Origin of the sequence: Phormidium tenue FACHB-1050 (genome assembly GCF_014696925.1) — a bacterium.
GTDB lineage: Bacteria > Cyanobacteriota > Cyanobacteriia > Pseudanabaenales > Pseudanabaenaceae > Pseudanabaena.
In genome coordinates, this window is sequence record NZ_JACJQY010000009.1 from 54,547 (window position 1) to 72,449 (window position 17,903).

The following is a 17,903-nucleotide window of genomic DNA, read 5'->3' on the forward strand; positions in this document are numbered from 1 at the left end:
CTATCGCCTGAAGTACAAGAATGGATTCTAAGCCTCTGCATGAAAAATCTTTGAATGCTAAGTCATTACTATTAAGTATTCTCAGCTTATTGTCTGTTTTATTTATTGTTTTCACTTTACAGGCAAGCTGGAATAATCCGCAGGAGCAGACAAAATTAGATTTGCTCCAAACTGATTTGATTTTGCAAGCCACACAAATTCAAGATCAAAAAACAGAGAATGCTCAAGATCATTCCCAAAAAGATGATATCTTCCAAGTCTTGATCGGTGAGAGTAAACCTCAAGACCTTTATAAACAGTCGCTCAGCAGTTATCAAGAAGTTCTCAAAGCCAATAAATCCACACTCACTCGCCTCGATCGCCTAGCGCTAGCTCCAGATTCAGGCGGCTATGATCCACAGGCTATCTCGAAACAACAGCAAAAGAAACTAACTAGCGTCAGTGAAATAAGTATTCGTGCAGGGCTTCTGCAAATGCAGACTGGGGATATTCAAGGGGCGATCGCCACATGGGAAGATGTGGCAGCATTAGAGGGAGAATCCATGAGTAGCTATGGATTAACTGCCCAGATTCTCAAAGGGCTATGGTCAGAGCCAACGATGTTATTTCCTAATGCTGAAACTCAGATTCAGCGCACCCTTGATGGCTGGTATCGCAAAGTTGCACTGACTAAACTCTATCAATCTCAACAAAGAGATGAGAAATTACCTGAACTCGAACAACAAGCCCAAAGAGAAGTCAACTTAGCAATTAATCGTTTAGTAATCGTTAACTCTATTCCCCTCATCGGCGGCAGCGTGGGGATCTTAGTGTGGTTAGGCTTATTGGTGCAATGGATTTTCTTCCGTAAGTCTTCGCCATTCCATCGCAAAAGTGACCTTGACCAAAATCCTAATCAAATCAGTTGGCAAGTGCCTTGGGGAATTGAGATAACTTGGGAAGTGATGGTGCTATGGTTTACCGCATTTTGCTTGATGACTCAATTAGTATTGCCATTGATTTTTGAGTTCCTAGGGCTTCAATCAAGAGCCAGTGAAGATTTCACCATTCAAGCATTACTAGTTTTAATTCCCTATACGCTCTCCGTTATTCCCATGCTGCCAATTTTACAGGCTAGCCTTGCCGCCTACCGTCCTTTACCCGAAGGCTGGTTTCGCATCAAAATCACGTCGCCACAATGGTTAGCATGGGGAATTGGCGGATATTTTGCCGCAGTTCCCTTAGTGTTGATCATTTCTGTAATTAGCCAAAAATTCCTACAAGGACAAGGCGGCGGCAATCCTTTATTACCAATCTTGACCGAGAGCCAAAATGATCTGCCCAAGTTTCTACTCTGGACAACCCTTGCGATCGCTGCACCTTTCTTTGAGGAATACCTATTTCGCGGATTTCTATTACCATCATTAACCAAGTTTTTACCAGTTTGGGGAGCGATCGCCTTAAGTGGATTTTTCTTTGCCTTAGCCCATTTAAATGTCGCGGATATTATTCCCCTCAGTGTTTTAGGAATGGTGATGGGTTTTGTTTATTGGCGATCAAAGAATTTACTCTCTTCGATGCTACTACACTGCCTCTGGAATAGCGGTAGTTTCTTTGCATTGATTGCCCTCGGCGGTAAATAGCTAGAAGGTTTGCTAAGCAAACCTTCTAGCAAATATGCAGAACAATCCAAGGATGTTCCACAAAAGCGGAAATATTGCCTTTAAATGGTGCGCTCTGCGATCGATTTTGAGCCATCAACAAATCTAAAAAACGCTCAATATCCTCAAAATTCACCTGATGCACCAAATACCTTGACAAAAACTGTCTCACAATCCTCCTTTGCAAAGCTAAAGGTTGTTCTTGTAAGCGTTGACGATTTAAACGAGGCGCATGATCATCCCAAAGCACCGTCATATTATCTACAAAAAAACTCCTCGCTTGCGACTCCAAATAGATGACATCGCTATGCAAAAGTTCTGAAGTCTGTGCGATCGCCATTTCTAACTGCGGATTAAAATGCTCTTGCAGATAGGGAATCGTTTCTAAACGTAAACGGTTGCGGCGATAGTCTAGATTTTGATTAGTGCTATCTTCCCAAATTGGAATTTGCTGCTCATGGCAAAATCCTAAGGTTTCATGACGGCTGACATTGAGCAAAGGACGCACCAACTTAATTTCATCAGTAAGCGATCGCATCCAAGTCAAGGACGCTAAGCCGTCGGCTCCACTCCCACGCATCAAGTTATACAGCAATGTCTCAACGCGATCGCTGCGCGTATGTCCTGTAACCACATAAGCACAGTTGTGATTATTCGCCATCTCCACCAGCATGGCATAGCGCCATTGTCGAGCCTCAGCTTCACTGGTGAGCAAGCTTTCGGCTGTTCTCAAACAAAAGGCAATTCCCCATTCCTTCGCAATACGCTCAACATGCTCAGCATTAGCCCTTGAGTCACTACGCCACTGATGATCACAATGGGCGATCGTTAATTTCCAGTTAAGCTTCGTCCCTTGCATCTGCAAAAGCTTCGCTAAACATAGCGAATCCTGTCCACCAGAAACCCCAACCAAAAGACTTGCATTTTTGGGTAATATCTCTGGCTGCGATCGCAAAACAGCGTTTAAGTTAGCCCGTAATAGTTTTGTAAACCGATGATTAGATTTCAAGATTTATTGCTTAGTGAACTTCAGCAGCAATTCTCATTATGTAGTGTTTTCAGCGCCGCAGGCACTGAAAACACTACAACCTACAGCAGGCTTTCAAAAAACTATTTTTTATAATGCTCATTGCTGACAATTCTGACAAAACCTGATTATTAATGGCATAATAATATACAATCTAAAGCCTTCAGCATCAGAGAAATCGTGCGAAGATCTTAAAAGAGTATTGCATTTTTGTGTTGTGTGAAAGAGAAGCGATCGCTTCTCTACTGTTCCGATTATATAAGCCTAGAATTGCACGATTTCTGCTAATACAGCGAAGTTAGCTTGTGGGTGAGGAATATACAAAATGCAAAAGGGAAGCTCTATGATCAATAAATTAATGCTGGTGTCCGCAGGTGCAGTCTGGGGATTTATGGCGCTTATACCAATCAATGCACTCTCTGCACAGGCGAAAGTTGCGAAGAATGTTAAAGTAACCAATTCGCAAGTTGTTAAAGGCAAAGTAAACAACTCCACAACGCCTAAGAATACTTCTAAGAATACTTCTAAGAATGGGACAAGAAGCTCTACAACTGCTAAGAAAACTCCTAAAACGGGCGTAGCCAAAGTACCAGTTCTCCAAAACAAGTTACCTGATACTGCAAAGGATCTAAAACCTCGGATAGATGTTGTGGCTATCCCCCCATCATTCAATCGGAGTTCTTCTATCTCCATCTCCACAAAACCTGATGTTAATCTTGTAGAAATTGCCCAAGCTAGTACAGATATCGCCCAAACGGGAAATGCGACATCCAACTCTCCAGACATCATTCGGCAACAACTACTGATTCGACCAATTCAACCACCATCTCCGAACGTATTCAGACAAATTTATACTCCTTCGTTGAATGCTGGTACTCCTGTTGCTTTCGGTCTGCAAACAGGTGATGCCTTCATCAGTGTTTTAGGCTCAACTGCTGGTCGAGCAAGAGACACTGTCGATGGCAGTATCTCTGTCGGGACTGGACTAGGAGATGCTAATCAGTATTTTGCAGTAGAAGGTGTTTTCAATATCAATAGTATTCGGAACTTTGGTTCTAACGGCTCCTTTGATCTCAAAGTGCATCGTTCTATCTATCAAGATTCCGCCACTCAAGCGGCTGTTGCTGTTGGTTGGACCAACTTCGCCAACTATGGATCAAATGCAGGTGGTACTCCTTCCTCAGTGTACGGAGCAGCAACTATTTCTCAATTGACTGATCCAACTAATGCTGAAAGTCCTAAGCCTTTAGTCGCAACTATTGGTGTTGGTGGTGGCACTTATCGCAAGTCTACTAGCAATGATGGAGTCGGCATTTTTGCTAATGTTGGCTATCAATTTGATCCTCAGTGGGGTGTGAGTACAGCATGGTCTGGACAAGGGCTAAACTTCGGGTTGGGCTTTTTACCAGATGTCACTTTCCCTTTAAACCTGACCCTGACATATTCTGATGTTACTAACAATAGTAATGCAGGCACTCAAGTCATCTTTGGTATCAGCTATGGCTTTAACTACTCTGGACGTAGGTAAGTTTGAGTTAACCTTTGGGAAATGTTAACTCATCGGATAATACCAATTCACAAAAGTAGAACAACATTTGTGTGAATTAAAAAACAAACCCAGTAAGGTTTTTTAAAACTAAAAATGGCGTAGCCATTTTTAGTTTTGGTATTAAGTTGCGATCGCTCTAAAACCACCTAGCTGCCAAATTTCTATGAAAAAAATATTTTTGTCAATTCTCGCTTCTGTGATCTCATTTGCGGCGATATCACCTGTTTTTGCTGGTACTGTACCAGTCCAAGCAGGGAGTCAAACCTCCAGCAGTCCTATTTTGTTGAATATCCCTTCTAGCTCTCAAGGCAATTCGTTAAGCATTAATATCAACAATACGATCACATCGTTGTTAAATGCATCTGAAAACAACCCTAATATTCGCAATATAGTTGTACTTTTGAGCAATGGTAATGGAGATAGTACTAGTGTTGCTGCGGCTCAAAGCGCTTTGAGCAATCAATTTGCGAGTTTAGGACTTAATGTTGATAGTGGCTCACCTGCTTCAAATTTGATTAACGCCTTAACTGGGCTGGTTTCTGGTAATTTTAATGGTGAATCAGGACAATCTCAGAGCATTGACCTCAGTAAACTATTTCTAGCGATTGAGTCATTTAATCAGATCGTCAATGGACTTACGAACACAGCTAATGGTTCTGATGCTGTTGCAGCAGCACAAGCCCTAGAAGCTCTAAAGGCAATGTCCACCGATGCAACTGTCACCACACTTTCTACAACTTTAGCCGCCATCTCCAAAGACTTGAAATAATTCCTCAAGATAAAGAATGGCGGCGCAATGCGCCGTCATTCTTTTAAGTTAAGCGTAGAAACTTTTTCTTTCCGACTTGTAAGACCTTGCCTGATAATTCTTCAACATTTGCAAATGTGCGATCGCCTAGTTTTTCACCATCAAGTTTCACCGCCCCATTTTTGATTTGGCTTTGAGCTTCGCTATTGCTTTTGCAAAGTCCTGATGCTTTAACCAGATAATGCAAGGGTGCAGGAAAATTGATTTGGGATAGGTCAAATTCAGGGATATCACCGAGATCGGTGGTATTACCTGCAAGGACAATTTGTTCAGCATCCTGTTGGGCTTGTCGCGCTACTTCAGGGCTGTGATACTGACCAACGATCGCTAAAGCTAGTTGTTTTTGCTTTTCGCGAGGATTTTCGGGGAGAGTTGCGAGATCAATATCGGTGAGTAACTCAAAGTACTTATCCACAAGAGCATCGGGGACTTTCTCAAGTTTGGAATACATCGAAAGTGGTTCGTCGGTAATACCCACATAATTACCGAGAGATTTAGACATTTTTTGTACGCCATCTAAGCCCACTAGCAAAGGCAGCAACAATCCAAACTGAGCAGGTTTGCCTTGGCGATTTGGATCTTTTAGTTGCAGATCGCGCCCAACGAGAACATTAAACTTTTGATCAGTACCGCCTAGCTCCACATCCGAGTCGATCGCTACGGAGTCATAACCTTGTAAAAGTGGATATAGAAATTCATGCAGGTAAATAGGATTGCCTTTTTCGTAGCGATCGCTAAATCCTTCTTTAGCCAGCATTTGCCCCACGGTCATACTTGCCTGCAAGTTAATAATTTGCTGCAAATCAAGTTTATTTAGCCATTCACCATTACGACGCAACTCGAAGCGATCGCTGGAAAAGTCGAGAATTTTTTTTGCTTGCTCAAGATAGGTTTCGGCATTGTAAGCAACTTCTTCAGGTGTCAGACGAGGACGCGCCTCTGAGCGACCTGTGGGATCACCGATTTGGGCAGTGAAGTCACCAATGATTAAGACTGCTTTATGTCCAGCATCTTGGAATTGACGCAGTTTCCGCAGGGCAACGGTATGTCCGAGATGCAAGTCGGGACGGGTGGGATCGATCCCTAGTTTAATGCGAAGGGGGCGATCGCTCTTTTGGATGCGATCGCGCAAGTTGTCAGATTCGCTATTAGGAAATATTTCGACAACGCCTCTTTCTAAAAGGGTCGCTAAATTGGGTTGGCTTTGAGACATTCTAAAATGTTACTTAAAATTTTTGTTAACTATAAATTTGTGAAATCACAAGGTTTTAATCATACTACGCTAAAGGTTTGAGGCTTTTAAAGCTTCTAACTCCGCGATCGATAAACCAGTAATTTGAGAAATTGTGAGATCTTCCAAGAGATTCAACATTTTTCTAGCTATTTCAATAGTGCTTTGCTGGACACCCTGTTGTTTAGCTTTAGCTGAAGATCATGGCAAATTACCGTTACACAACATTATGAGCCTTTAGCCTATGGTATCAAATTGGCGAGAATGTAGCTGAGCGTAACGTCCTGCTTTTTGCAGAAGTTCATCGTGGGTTCCTGATTCCACGATTTGACCTTGTTCTAAAACGATAATGCGATCACTGTTTCTAATCGTCGCCAAACGGTGAGCGATGATAAATACAGTGCGACCTTGCATTAGACGTTGTAATGCTTCTTGGACAAGGCTTTCGGATTCAGCATCTAGTGCAGAAGTTGCTTCATCGAGAATCAGGATCTTGGGATTATGGAGAACTGCCCTAGCGATGGAAATGCGTTGACGCTGACCACCAGAAAGATTAACTCCGCGCTCTCCTACCCAAGTATCATAACCTTGGGGAAGTTCCATAATAAAGTCATGGGCATTGGCAATTCTTGCCGCTTGTTCTACAGATTCAGTATCGTAAGCCTTCTGTCCAAAGGCAATATTAGAAGCAACGGTTCCTGAAAAGAGAATATTCTCTTGAGGAACGAGGGCTAGTTGCTGACGGAGACTTTTGATTTGGACATCACGAATATCGTAGCCATCGATTAAGATTTTGCCAGTATTGACATCATGGAAACGCATCAATAGATTCATCAGCGTCGATTTCCCTGCGCCTGACGCACCGACTAGGGCGATCGCTTCGCCTTGATTAGCCACAAGATTAATATCCGTGAGAACGGGACGATCGCTTTGATAATGGAATCCCACATTAACGTATTCGACTTTGCCTGTGACTTCAGGTAGAGCGATCGCGTTAGGCTTTTCCGTAACAACGGGCTGAATCTCAAAAATCTCGAAAATGCGATCAACAGAAGCTTCAGCTTGTTTGATTTCGTTATAGCTTCCAGTGGTATTTGCGATCGGGTCAATCAACAGTGCGACCCCTGCGCCAAAAGCAACAAACTGCTCAGGAAGCAACCATTTATTAGAAATCAACCAACCACCAAGTAGAAACAGAAAACAAATGCCTGCGGCTTCCAAAAAGCCAATTACAGGATATTGGATGGCTCTGACGCGATCGGCGGCATATTTACGACGGCTATTTTGTTCTGATTCTTGCTTAAAACGCTCGACTTCATAGGATTCTGTGGCAAAGGCACGAACGAGACGAATGCCGCTAAAAATTTCAGATAGTAAGGCAGCGAGATTGGAAACTTGATCTTGACTGCGACGGCTGAGGCTCAACATGCGATCGCCAAACCATGCAATTAACAAAGCAATTAGGGGTGCAACGGCAAGCGTAGTCAGGGTTAAAATCCAGTTCAAATAAATCATGTACGCCAGTACAAAAATCAATTGCAAGACTGACGGAATGAATTGATGGAAAAACTTGCCGATGACTTCTCCAATGCGATCAATATCTTCAGTCAATCGATAGGACAAATCTCCAGTACGCGACTCCGCAAAATAATCCAAATCAAGGGTTTGCAAATGGGAGTACACATCCACACGCAAATCTCTTGCTGCATTCAAAGCTGCCTGAGCCATCATCGAGTCCTGTCCGTACTGCCCCAAGCCCCGAAACACAAACATGACTACGGTGAAAATGGCGATCTGAATAATCGCATTGACATCCCCCTTGCCTAAAGCTTGAGCAACTCGCCCTAAAAGTTCAGCAAGTAGAGGCATTGTACCGATAAAGACTAACGTGCATAAAAATGCTTTAGCAATGAGAAAACGTTGGGGATAAACGTAATCTCGCATCTGCCAGTAGGAAGAGCGCTTTGAAGATTTCCCTAAAGATCGTTGTTTCAAACTCGTAGCTCAAATGTTTGCAATTCACCAAAGATAAGTTTCTCACTTTATCGCACCAACTCGCCGCGATCGCATTGCCTATCATCAGCATAAACTATGCGATATCGCTGTCCAACAGCACGGACGCTGTAATAACCATCTAAATCCTAATTTGTGGGAATGAGAGCGAAGCTATTGGCAAATTGGTCAAATGCTGTGGAATTTGGGCTATTAGAAGCATTTTGAGCATCAGGTTGGAAATAGCTGACTGTATAGATAAATTTATTGGCTTCCAGAGTTAATACTTTGACTTTCCAGCCTGTGGAGTTACTGGACGAATCACCAGTCTCGCCTGCAAATTTTTGGGTGAATTCCTTTTTCGAGCCAGACTTTGCCCCTTTGACTTTGGGATCAAAAGGAACTTCTTTTAGATCTGTGATATTTTCAGCACTATTAGAGGCGATCGCTTTGCTATCAATCGGTTGTCTTGATATCACCGTATAGATTTGCTGTTTTTGTTGTAGTTGTTTCACTAAATCATTTTTATTTAGTCCCTTAGCAATATCTCGACTAGGTGTAAAAATTACTGTACTTGCCCCTGAAGTTTCTAAACCGAGATCGATCGCTTGCCAGTCGGCAGGATAGCGGAGGGTATAACCTGTACCTGTGTATTTTCCTGTTGTTTCGGGTTTAGCATCCTCAGAACCGCAAATCTCAATTTTGCTAGCATCTTGATTGGTCTGCAAGGTGTAGCGCATATCTTCAGCAATCAGTTTGATTTCCAATCCCTCTTGAGTCGGAGCCGAGGTTTGACATAAATCGCTAATATTTGCTAGCTGCGGTTTTTGAGACTCTGCCACGATCGCTACATTAGGCGACAGATTAAGCTGCGATCGCAAATAACTAATTGCTTTTTCAGTCGCAAGATTATTAGTTGGTGCAGTCGGGCTAGTCACTGGAGTCTGCTGACAGCTAAAAAGCAATCCCGCGATCGCGAAAATTCCGATATAGGTTTGAAACTTTGGCATAACATAAAACGACATATCGCCACTATCTTAACTAAATGGACATCAAAACTCTCGTATTTCCTGCGATCGCTACGATCGGTGCATTGCTCCTTTACTTTGGCTTAGGTATCGGTGTGGGCGTAGCGCGGGTTAAATACAAAATTATGCCTCCCCAAACTACAGGCAACGAAGACTTCGAGCGAGTCTATCGCGCTCACCAAAACACATTGGAGCAAATTGTAATTTTTCTGCCAGCCCTATGGCTATTCAGTATTTTTGTGAACCCAAATGTGGGGGCAATCTTAGGTGCTGTATGGATTGTGGGACGCATCGCCTATGCGTGGGGATATTATATTGAAGCCAGCAAACGCGCCGCAGGAAATGCGATCGCTTCTTTATCGACCCTTGCTCTCCTCTTTGGCACACTTTTTAACCTTGTACAGGGACTATTCTTTGCTGGTTAAAATAGCCAAGAACTCAAGTTCTTGGCTAAAAGCTCAAGTCCACTGAAGTGGACTAAAAAATACTTTCAATTAAACTGTTTCAAATTGCCAAAGCCCTTAAAGTTGCGCCCCTGCGGGGCGCAACTTTAAGGGCTTTAATTGGTAATTGCACTTGATTGCAGAGCTATTTGTGAGTAGGCAAGCGTTATCAGACAAGGGGCTTAAGCCCCTTGTTCCTATTGATGGATGGATAGAAAGAGTCTATAGGTGTCATAATCATTTGCGTATAAATACTCAGCGAAACTAACAATATCTATATGTCTAAACTTGTCGCGATCGCCGCGAGCTTATACTTTGTTACCCTTGCTTATTTCGGATTTGTCCCTGCTGCTTCGGCACATACACTCAACTATTCTCTAAATTCTGCGATCGCAACACCTATGGCAATTTTTTCTTTTTCTGGCACACGTCCTACAAATATCGGTGTAACCGATGGCAAACTGCTTGCTTGCCCCGATTCTCCCAACTGTGTCTCTAGCCAAAGCACCGACGCAGAACATAAGATCGCACCTTTAACTTACACAGGCGATCCTGCTAAGGCGTTAGCAGATCTTAAGGCGGTAATTGAAAACATGCCCCGCACCAAAATTATTACCGCCGAAGGTAACTATATTTACGCTGAATTTACTAGTGCTTTCATGGGTTATGTCGATGATGTTGAGTTTTACCTCAATACTGACAAAGGTATTATTGAGGTACGTTCAGCTTCTCGTCTAGGTAAGTCGGATCTTGGAGTCAACCGCGATCGCGTTGAAGCCATTCGCACCCAACTTGCTTAATAAAAAACAAAATGGCTACGCCATTTTGTTTTTTGAAAACCCAAACTCAGAGATACTGTAAAAGTGTTGCAAAACAACACTTTTACAGTATCTCTGAGGATTCACGTCACTAGTCATTGCTGTAAAATCAGTAGAATTATCCCAATAATCTTAGGAAAGATAAAGAGCGCACTTTGTGCGCTCTTTATCTTTTGTTATATCGCAAATAAACAATGCATATCACTCAATCGATACCATTGAGATTTATGATTGATATTGATAAAAAACCGTTATTTGATTATTTAACTAGCTTATTTACAAGCTCAAGGAAATCTTATGGGAATCGCAGTTGGTTTGGTTGAGGTACTGGGTCATCCTCCCGCACTTTCCGTCGCTGACACAATGGTCAAAGCCGCGAATGTAACTTTTGTGGGCTACGAGAAAGTAAGCGGCGCACGCCTAACCATTATCATCCGTGGACCAGTTGGCGATGTCCAAAAAGCTGTCGCCGCAGGTGTAGAAGCAGCTAAAAAAATTGAAGTCTTGAGTTCCAAGGATAAGGCTCTATTTTTGTCGGCTACTGTAATTCCTCGTCCCCATGCCAATGTCGAAGTAATTACTAAGACTATGCAATTTAGCGAAGCTATGGAGCAGTTTCGTTAATCAGGAAAAGGAAAAAAGGAAAAATATATTTAAAGAATGAAAATTCTGGTTTTGCATGGACCAAACCTCAATATGCTCGGCTTGCGAGAGCCAGAGGTATATGGCAGCACTACATTGACACAAATTAACGATCGCCTAACTCAAGATGCAATAGAGTTAGGCGCAGAGTTGAGCTTTTTGCAATCCAATCATGAGGGTGTGCTAATTGATAAAATTCATGCTGCTTTTCAGGTACAGCAAGGAATTTTGATCAATCCTGGTGGGCTTACGCATACGAGTGTGGCGCTTAGAGATGCGATCGCCTCAGTGAATATTCCTACCGTCGAAGTACATCTCAGCAATATTCATAAGCGCGAGGAATTTCGCCATCATTCATTTATTGCACCGATCGCGATTGGGCAGATTTGTGGGTTTGGCGCGGAGAGCTATCGTTTAGGCTTACGCGCATTAGTGAATCATTTAAAACCGATATAGTAAAGACAATAATTTTGCGCCGCCTCTAGTTGGATCTGTTGTTGAAATAACAAACTAGTCATGGAAATAATTTGGCTGGTTTTAGGTGTGTTGCTATCGTCTCGGTTATTTAAAGAAAAACCCAAGAAGAGAATGGCGGCGCTTCTCGCCGCCATTCTCTTCTTGGGTTTTATGTCCTCATACACTTGGCGACAGCTATAACAGATGCTGAGTATCAGTTCGCTAATCAATATGTCTTCAAACTTCGTGAATTATACAGACAGAAACTTCAAAGTAAATTAAATATTAAAAGAAAACGATTATTAAAATTGGTGCATGGTGATGAATCTACACTTAAACGGATTGTTGAATATGAACATCTTCGTAATCCCGATAAGTCAGAAGAATTATTGTATGAAAATGCGATTGATCGTCTTGAAAGAGGTAGGTAATTAGTTTACAGAAGGAATTAATTCTGTCTGCGTAACGTCAATAAATCCGTTAAAATTAAGAGCAACTCATGATGCAAACAAAGAGCTTTTTTTGCTCTATATTTTTCCTGTCTGAAACTTAAGGGTTCACTTCACTATGCTAAGCAATTTGGAAGCGGCGATTGTGCAAAACCCTCTAGTTGCATTGGTCGAAGCAACTGTGCTTTCAGCAGTGGAACAGATGAGTAACCTGAGTAGGCAGGAGATAGATGGGGACAATGGATCATCAACCTGTGTAGTGATTATATCCAAAGAGCTAAAAGTTTTAGGCATCTTGACACAACAAGACGTGATGCGTCTAGTAACTCAACAGAGGTCGATCGCCAAACTGACGCTTAGGCAATTCTTAAAACAGCACCGATCGCCATCAGATAGCCTCATAATTTCACAATCTGACTTAAGGAATTTGCGTAATATTAACGCCGCGATCGCCTATTTTGAGTCGTCACAAATTACGCATTTAGCGATCGTGGACGCGCAAGAACAACTGGTTGGTGTACTCCAGCATGAATCTCTCAAACGTCTGAGAGATTCCATCATTCACGAAGCCACTGCTTCGCTCTTTGCTATTCAACAAAAAATTCATGAACGAATTGCCAAGGCAGAACCACTGAAAGATGTATTGGTGGATTTGCTGCAAACGATGGAAACCTATCTGCGGGGTAGTAGTTGTTCGATTACACTCTGTATGGATGATAGACGAATGGGAGATGTGATCGCCCATAGCCTACCTCCAGAATATGCAAGGATAGTCTCTGAAATGGGATTACCGATCGCGGAGGGCGTGGGTAGCTGCGGGACTGCGGCGTTTCGGCGCGAATTGGTTGTGGTGACGGATATTGAGAATGATCCACTATGGCAGAATGACAAAGCCTTTGTCCTCTGCTATGGCTTACAAGCCTGTTCGTCCATGCCGATTTTTGCCAGCGATCGCACTTTATTAGGTACATTTGGCATTTACTATCGCGAGCAGAAAGCGCCTCAAGCTCAGGAGCTAGACTGGATCGCTCAGGCTGCCCATATTGCAGGTATAGCGATCGAGCGAGATCGAGCCATACAAGCTTTGCAGCAACTAAATCACGAACTGGAAAATCGGGTGCAGGTACGAACGCAGGAATTGCAAGAACGGGAACAATTTTTGCAGACGGTACTGGATACATTCCCCCTTTCGGTGTTCTGGAAAGATGTTAATTCGGTATATCTGGGATGTAACCAGAATTTTCTGGACGATGCAGGGCTTCAGACGATCGCGGAGATTATTGGCAAGACAGATCGTGAAATGCCTTGGGGGGAAACGGAAGCCGATCTTTACCGAGCCGACGATCAAGCGGTGATCGAGAGTCAAACCGCCAAACTGGGGATTGTGGAAACTTTGCACCATGCTAATGGTCAAACCATTTGGTTGGAAACTAATAAGCTTCCCCTCCGCAATCTCCAAGGTGAAGTGATCGGTGTGTTAGGGACTTACCAAGATATCAGCGATCGCAAAGCCGTAGAACTTGCCTTGCAAGCCAGTGAAGCCAAACTCCGACGGATTACCGAAAGTGTGCCAGGGATGATTTATCGCTATGTTTTGCACCCTGATGGTCGTGATGAGTTGGTTTATGTCAGCCCTCAAGTGCAGCAGATTTTTGAATTGACTCCTGAAGTGGTGCTTCAGGATATGAGTTGTCTCTGGGCGCGAGTTCACCCAGAAGATATTCCTATAGCTCAAAGTGCAATTCAGGAGTCGGCTGTTTCTCTACAACCCTTTTTCATTGAAGAACGTTTGCTCCTGTCTGGAAATCGGATGAAATGGATTCACAGTAGTTCCCAACCCACCCGCCAAGAGAACGGCGACATTACTTGGGATGGGGTAGTGATGGATATCAGCGATCGCAAAGCCGTAGAACTTGCCTTGCAAGCCAGTGAAGCCAAATTCCGACGGATTACTGAAAGTGTGCCAGGGATGATTTTCCGCTATGTTTTGCATCCTGATGGTCGTGATGAGTTGGTTTATGTCAGCCCTCAAGTGCAGCAGATTTTTGAATTGACTCCTGAAATGGTGCTTCAGGATATGAGATGTCTCTGGGCGAGATTTCACCCAGAAGATATTCCTATGATTCAAAGTGCCATTCAGGATTCGGCTGTTTCCCTCCAATCCTTTTTAGTTGAAGGACGTTTACTCCTGCCGAATGAACGGGTGAAATGGATACAAGTTAGCTCCCAGCCCGATCGCCAAGAAAATGGTGATGTTATTTGGGATGGCGTGGTGATTGATATCAGCGATCGCAAAGCTGTTGAAAAAGCACTGATGCTTAAACAAAAGCATCTCAAAGCACTGATGAACAATATTCCCCATCTTGCTTGGATTAAGGATGAACAAGGTCGGGTTATTGCAGTAAATGAACCCTTTGCCCAAGCCTTTGGCGTTTCATCTGAGGAATTAGTCGGTAAAACAGCTCATGATATTTTCCCAGCAGACTTGGCTCAAGCCTATCATGACGATGACGTTGAGGTCTTACAATCTGGTCAACGCAAGGTGGTGGTGGAGCGTGGCGCACTGGCTGATGGCACTTTGGGGTGGTTTGAAACGACTAAAACACCCTTTCGGGATGATCAGCTAAACATTGCAGGAACCGTGGGGATTGCGGCGAATATCACTGAGCTTAAAATGATGGAGCTGTCGTTAAAAGCCAGTGAGCGCCGCTATGCCAGTCTCGCTGCGGCGGCTCCAGTCGCTATTTTCCGCTTTGATGAGCCACTCAACTGTGTTTATGTCAACGAACGCTGGAGTGCTCTGAGTGGGCGACCGATGGAATCAGCCTTGGGACATGGTTGGATGGAGTCAGTGCATCCCGAAGACAGAGAGCAACGCATTGCCGAATGGGCGGGATACTATGCCCAATCTAATTCTGAAGATCTAGTCATTCATGGCAGCGAAGGTCGGCATCTCCGTCCAGATGGCACTACAACTTGGTGTTATATCCAAGCGGCGAAGGAATTCGATGATGATGGCAACGTAGTGGGCTACATCGGCACGCTGACCGATATTACCGATCGCAAAAATATCGAACTCGCCCTCCAAGAAAGTCAAGCCCAATTCCGCCGCATGACAGAAAGTGTACCAGGGATGATTTTTCGCTATGTTTTGCATCTTGATGGTCGTGATGAAGCGGTCTATGTCAGCCCCCAAGTACAGCAGATTTATGAACTCACCCCTGAAGAGGTGTGTCAGGACATTAGCTGTCTCTGGGCGAAGGTTCATAAGGATGATGCTCCGATGATGAAAATGGCTATTGAGAGTTCGGCTGACTCTCTGCACCCCTTTTTAGTCGAAGCGCGTATACTCCTGTTGGGAGAGCGGATGAAATGGGTACAGATTAGTGCTCAGCCCGATCTCCAAGAGAATGGCGATGTTATTTGGGATGGCGTGGTGATTGATATTAGCGATCGCAAAATTGCTGAGAAAGCACTGATGCTTAAACAAAAGCATCTCGAAGCGCTGATGAACAATATTCCCCAACATGCTTGGATTAAGGATGAACAAAGTCGGCTTATTGCGGTAAATGAACCCTTAGCCCAAGCCTTTGGAGTTTCGGCTGAAGAATTAATCGGGAAAACAGCTTTTGATGTTTGTCCAGTAGACTTAGCGCAAGTTTATCATAACGGTGATGCTGAGGTATTGCAATCTGGTCAACGCAAAGTGGTTGTAGAGCATAGCAAACGCGCTGATGGCACTTTGGGGTGGTTTGAAACGACCAGAACACCCTTTCGGGACGATCAGCTAAACATTGCGGGAACGGTGGGAATTGCGGCGGATATTACTGAGCAGAAACAGGCTGAACAGAAATTGCAAGAGCTATCCGAACGATTAGAACTAGCAATTCAATCCGCTCAAATTGGCGTTTGGGAATTTGATTTCTCCAATAATCGCCTGTTTTGGGACGAACGGATGCTGGCTATTCATGGCGTATCGCCCGAAGCATTTCATGGCACTTACGAGGACTGGAGTAGTCGTGTGCATCCCGATGACTTGCCCCATGCCCAGCCCGACATTTTAGAGGAGCAAGCTATTTACAACACAGAATTCCGCATCATTCGCCCCGATGGTACAGTCCGATGGGTTATGTCGTACTCCTGCAAACAACGCAACCATCAGGGAGAATTAGTGCGTGCGGTAGGCGTGAATATTGATATTAGCGATCGTAAAAACGCTGAACTTGCACTTCAAGACTTATCAGATCGCCTAGAATTTGCTCTTAAAGGAGCCAATATTGGTATTTGGGAATATCAAATGAATGAAGAGCGCTTGATCTGGGATGAGCGCATGTTAAGCCTTTATGGAATTTCATCAGAGGAGTTTTCTGGTAAATATACGGACTGGCTTCAGCGCGTTCATCCCGATGATCTAGATTGGGTTCAGCAGGCTGAACGACAAGCCCATCAAGGAGCTAGAGAATGTCGCGTCGAATTTCGGATTGTTCGCCCAGATAGCACAATCCGCTTTATCGATTCCTACGCTTTCAAACAATATAACGCCCAAGGTGAAATTTTAAAAACGATTGGATTAAACATTGATATTACCGATCGCAAACAGGCAGAAGCGCAACTGCAACACATTAATGAAGAACTGATCAAAGCAACTCGCCTCAAAGATGAGTTTCTTGCCAATATGAGCCACGAATTACGCACTCCCCTCAACGCCATTTTAGGCATGACGGAAATCCTTCAGGAGGAGATTTTTGGTGACTTAAACGATCGGCAAATGCAATCTCTCCAAACCATTGAGAAAAGTAGCAACCACCTACTGGAATTGATTAACGATATTCTGGATGTGGCAAAAATCGAAGCGGGGCAAATTCATCTATCTTGTCAACCTAGTAATGTAGAAACGCTTTGTCAATCAAGTTTAGTCTTTATTAAGCAACAAGCCTTCAGCAAAAATATTCAACTAGAGTCAGTGATTCCCGCCAACCTGCCTACCATCAACCTTGATGAACGGCGAATTCGTCAAGTTCTGATTAATCTGCTCAATAATGCTGTCAAATTCACACCGAACGGCGGCAAAATCATCCTACAGGTAAACTATATCGAGTTTCTGAATAATGCCGAAATCGTGCAGAGCCGAGCATGTGACACTCTAGAGATTAGCGTCATTGATACTGGCATTGGGATTGCGCCAGATCAGATCAAACGGTTATTCCAACCGTTTGTACAGGTTGAGAGCGCCCTCAATCGTAACTACGAAGGTTCGGGACTGGGTTTAGTCCTCGTCAAGCGCTTGGTTGAGCTGCATGGCGGTGAAGTCAGATTAACCAGTGAATTAGGTGTGGGCAGTTGCTTTACGATCGCGATTCCGAACTCGCCATTCTGTGAATTATCCGTTGAGACAGAACCTGCACTTCCGTCTAACTCCGAGGCGATCAAACCTGAAATCGAGGGCGCACCAGTAATTTTACTCGCCGAGGATAATGAGTCGAATATCAACCTGTTTGCTGATTATTTGAGTCTCAAGGGCTATCGCTTAGTCATTGCCCACAATGGACAAATGGCGATCGACTTGGCACAACAAACCCACCCTGATTTAATTTTAATGGATATTCAAATGCCAGAAATGGATGGATTGGAAGCGATCCAGCACATTCGCCAAATACCTGAGTTAGTCGATACGCCAATCATTGCATTAACCGCACTGGCGATGGCAGGCGATCGCGATCGGTGCATCGCCGTGGGCGCAAATGACTATCTCAGTAAACCAGTGTCACTAAAGCAGCTAGTCAAAAAAATCAACGACTACTTGACGGACTAGAAATAGTT

The 17,903-nt window shown here is 43.8% G+C and carries 12 protein-coding genes; 8 read left to right on the top strand and 4 right to left on the bottom strand.

What is annotated here, in order from left to right; translation table 11 throughout:
* Window positions 1–20: 20 nt before the first annotated feature.
* Complete coding sequence (locus tag H6G05_RS07940) at window positions 21–1,622, top strand: CPBP family intramembrane glutamic endopeptidase (protein WP_190577662.1); 1,602 nt, start codon at window positions 21–23, stop codon at window positions 1,620–1,622.
* Between the two features lie 25 nt (window positions 1,623–1,647).
* Here the strand turns inward: H6G05_RS07940 and tilS are convergent, their stop codons facing one another.
* Entirely contained in the window at window positions 1,648–2,649 is a 1,002-nt protein-coding gene (gene tilS, locus H6G05_RS07945) for a tRNA lysidine(34) synthetase TilS (RefSeq protein WP_190577663.1), read from the bottom strand.
* 361 nt (window positions 2,650–3,010) lie between these two features.
* Here tilS and H6G05_RS07950 point away from each other — a divergent pair, with 361 nt between their 5' ends.
* Both H6G05_RS07950 and H6G05_RS07955 read left to right on the top strand, forming a co-directional pair.
* A complete protein-coding gene (locus H6G05_RS07950) occupies window positions 3,011–4,195 on the top strand; it encodes a hypothetical protein (protein WP_190577664.1) in 1,185 nt (394 codons plus the stop codon).
* A gap of 184 nt (window positions 4,196–4,379) precedes the next feature.
* On the top strand, window positions 4,380–4,985 hold the full coding sequence (locus tag H6G05_RS07955; RefSeq protein ID WP_190577665.1) for a hypothetical protein: 606 nt from the start codon (window positions 4,380–4,382) through the stop codon (window positions 4,983–4,985).
* Window positions 4,986–5,028: 43 nt separating this feature from the next.
* Here H6G05_RS07955 and tyrS read toward each other — a convergent pair whose 3' ends face one another.
* The 3 genes from tyrS to H6G05_RS07970 form a co-directional block, all read right to left on the bottom strand.
* Window positions 5,029–6,237: a tyrosine--tRNA ligase gene (tyrS, locus tag H6G05_RS07960; RefSeq protein WP_190577666.1), complete on the bottom strand. Its 1,209-nt coding sequence runs from the start codon at window positions 6,235–6,237 to the stop codon at window positions 5,029–5,031.
* Between the two features lie 255 nt (window positions 6,238–6,492).
* Window positions 6,493–8,199, bottom strand: a complete 1,707-nt coding sequence (locus H6G05_RS07965; protein ID WP_190577731.1) for an ABC transporter ATP-binding protein — start codon at window positions 8,197–8,199, stop codon at window positions 6,493–6,495.
* A 197-nt stretch (window positions 8,200–8,396) separates the two neighbouring features.
* Window positions 8,397–9,257, bottom strand: coding sequence for a hypothetical protein (locus H6G05_RS07970; RefSeq protein ID WP_190577667.1), 861 nt, complete (start codon window positions 9,255–9,257; stop codon window positions 8,397–8,399).
* A 35-nt stretch (window positions 9,258–9,292) separates the two neighbouring features.
* Between H6G05_RS07970 and H6G05_RS07975 the strand changes: the two genes are divergently transcribed.
* From H6G05_RS07975 to H6G05_RS07995, 5 genes are all read left to right on the top strand, one after another.
* Window positions 9,293–9,700, top strand: a complete 408-nt coding sequence (locus H6G05_RS07975) for an MAPEG family protein (protein ID WP_190577668.1) — start codon at window positions 9,293–9,295, stop codon at window positions 9,698–9,700.
* Window positions 9,701–9,996: 296 nt separating this feature from the next.
* Window positions 9,997–10,518, top strand: a complete 522-nt coding sequence (locus H6G05_RS07980) for a DUF1499 domain-containing protein (protein WP_190577669.1) — start codon at window positions 9,997–9,999, stop codon at window positions 10,516–10,518.
* 315 nt (window positions 10,519–10,833) lie between these two features.
* Window positions 10,834–11,160, top strand: a complete 327-nt coding sequence (locus H6G05_RS07985; protein ID WP_094528709.1) for a BMC domain-containing protein — start codon at window positions 10,834–10,836, stop codon at window positions 11,158–11,160.
* A 36-nt stretch (window positions 11,161–11,196) separates the two neighbouring features.
* Entirely contained in the window at window positions 11,197–11,634 is a 438-nt protein-coding gene (gene aroQ, locus H6G05_RS07990; protein ID WP_190577670.1) for a type II 3-dehydroquinate dehydratase, read from the top strand.
* Window positions 11,635–12,201: 567 nt separating this feature from the next.
* Window positions 12,202–17,895, top strand: coding sequence for a PAS domain S-box protein (locus H6G05_RS07995; protein ID WP_190577671.1), 5,694 nt, complete (start codon window positions 12,202–12,204; stop codon window positions 17,893–17,895).
* The last annotated feature ends 8 nt before the right edge of the window (window positions 17,896–17,903 follow it).

Bases quoted from the DNA above. Each gene is read 5' to 3' on its own strand.
- H6G05_RS07980 (WP_190577669.1), top strand. From the start codon at position 9,997: ATGTCTAAACTTGTCGCGATCGCCGCGAGCTTATACTTTGTTACCCTT.
- H6G05_RS07965 (WP_190577731.1), bottom strand. From the start codon at position 8,199: ATGCGAGATTACGTTTATCCCCAACGTTTTCTCATTGCTAAAGCATTT.
- H6G05_RS07940 (WP_190577662.1), top strand. From the start codon at position 21: ATGGATTCTAAGCCTCTGCATGAAAAATCTTTGAATGCTAAGTCATTA.
- H6G05_RS07995 (WP_190577671.1), top strand. From the start codon at position 12,202: ATGCTAAGCAATTTGGAAGCGGCGATTGTGCAAAACCCTCTAGTTGCA.
- aroQ (WP_190577670.1), top strand. From the start codon at position 11,197: ATGAAAATTCTGGTTTTGCATGGACCAAACCTCAATATGCTCGGCTTG.
- H6G05_RS07985 (WP_094528709.1), top strand. From the start codon at position 10,834: ATGGGAATCGCAGTTGGTTTGGTTGAGGTACTGGGTCATCCTCCCGCA.
- H6G05_RS07975 (WP_190577668.1), top strand. From the start codon at position 9,293: ATGGACATCAAAACTCTCGTATTTCCTGCGATCGCTACGATCGGTGCA.
- tyrS (WP_190577666.1), bottom strand. From the start codon at position 6,237: ATGTCTCAAAGCCAACCCAATTTAGCGACCCTTTTAGAAAGAGGCGTT.
- H6G05_RS07955 (WP_190577665.1), top strand. From the start codon at position 4,380: ATGAAAAAAATATTTTTGTCAATTCTCGCTTCTGTGATCTCATTTGCG.
- H6G05_RS07970 (WP_190577667.1), bottom strand. From the start codon at position 9,257: ATGCCAAAGTTTCAAACCTATATCGGAATTTTCGCGATCGCGGGATTG.
- H6G05_RS07950 (WP_190577664.1), top strand. From the start codon at position 3,011: ATGATCAATAAATTAATGCTGGTGTCCGCAGGTGCAGTCTGGGGATTT.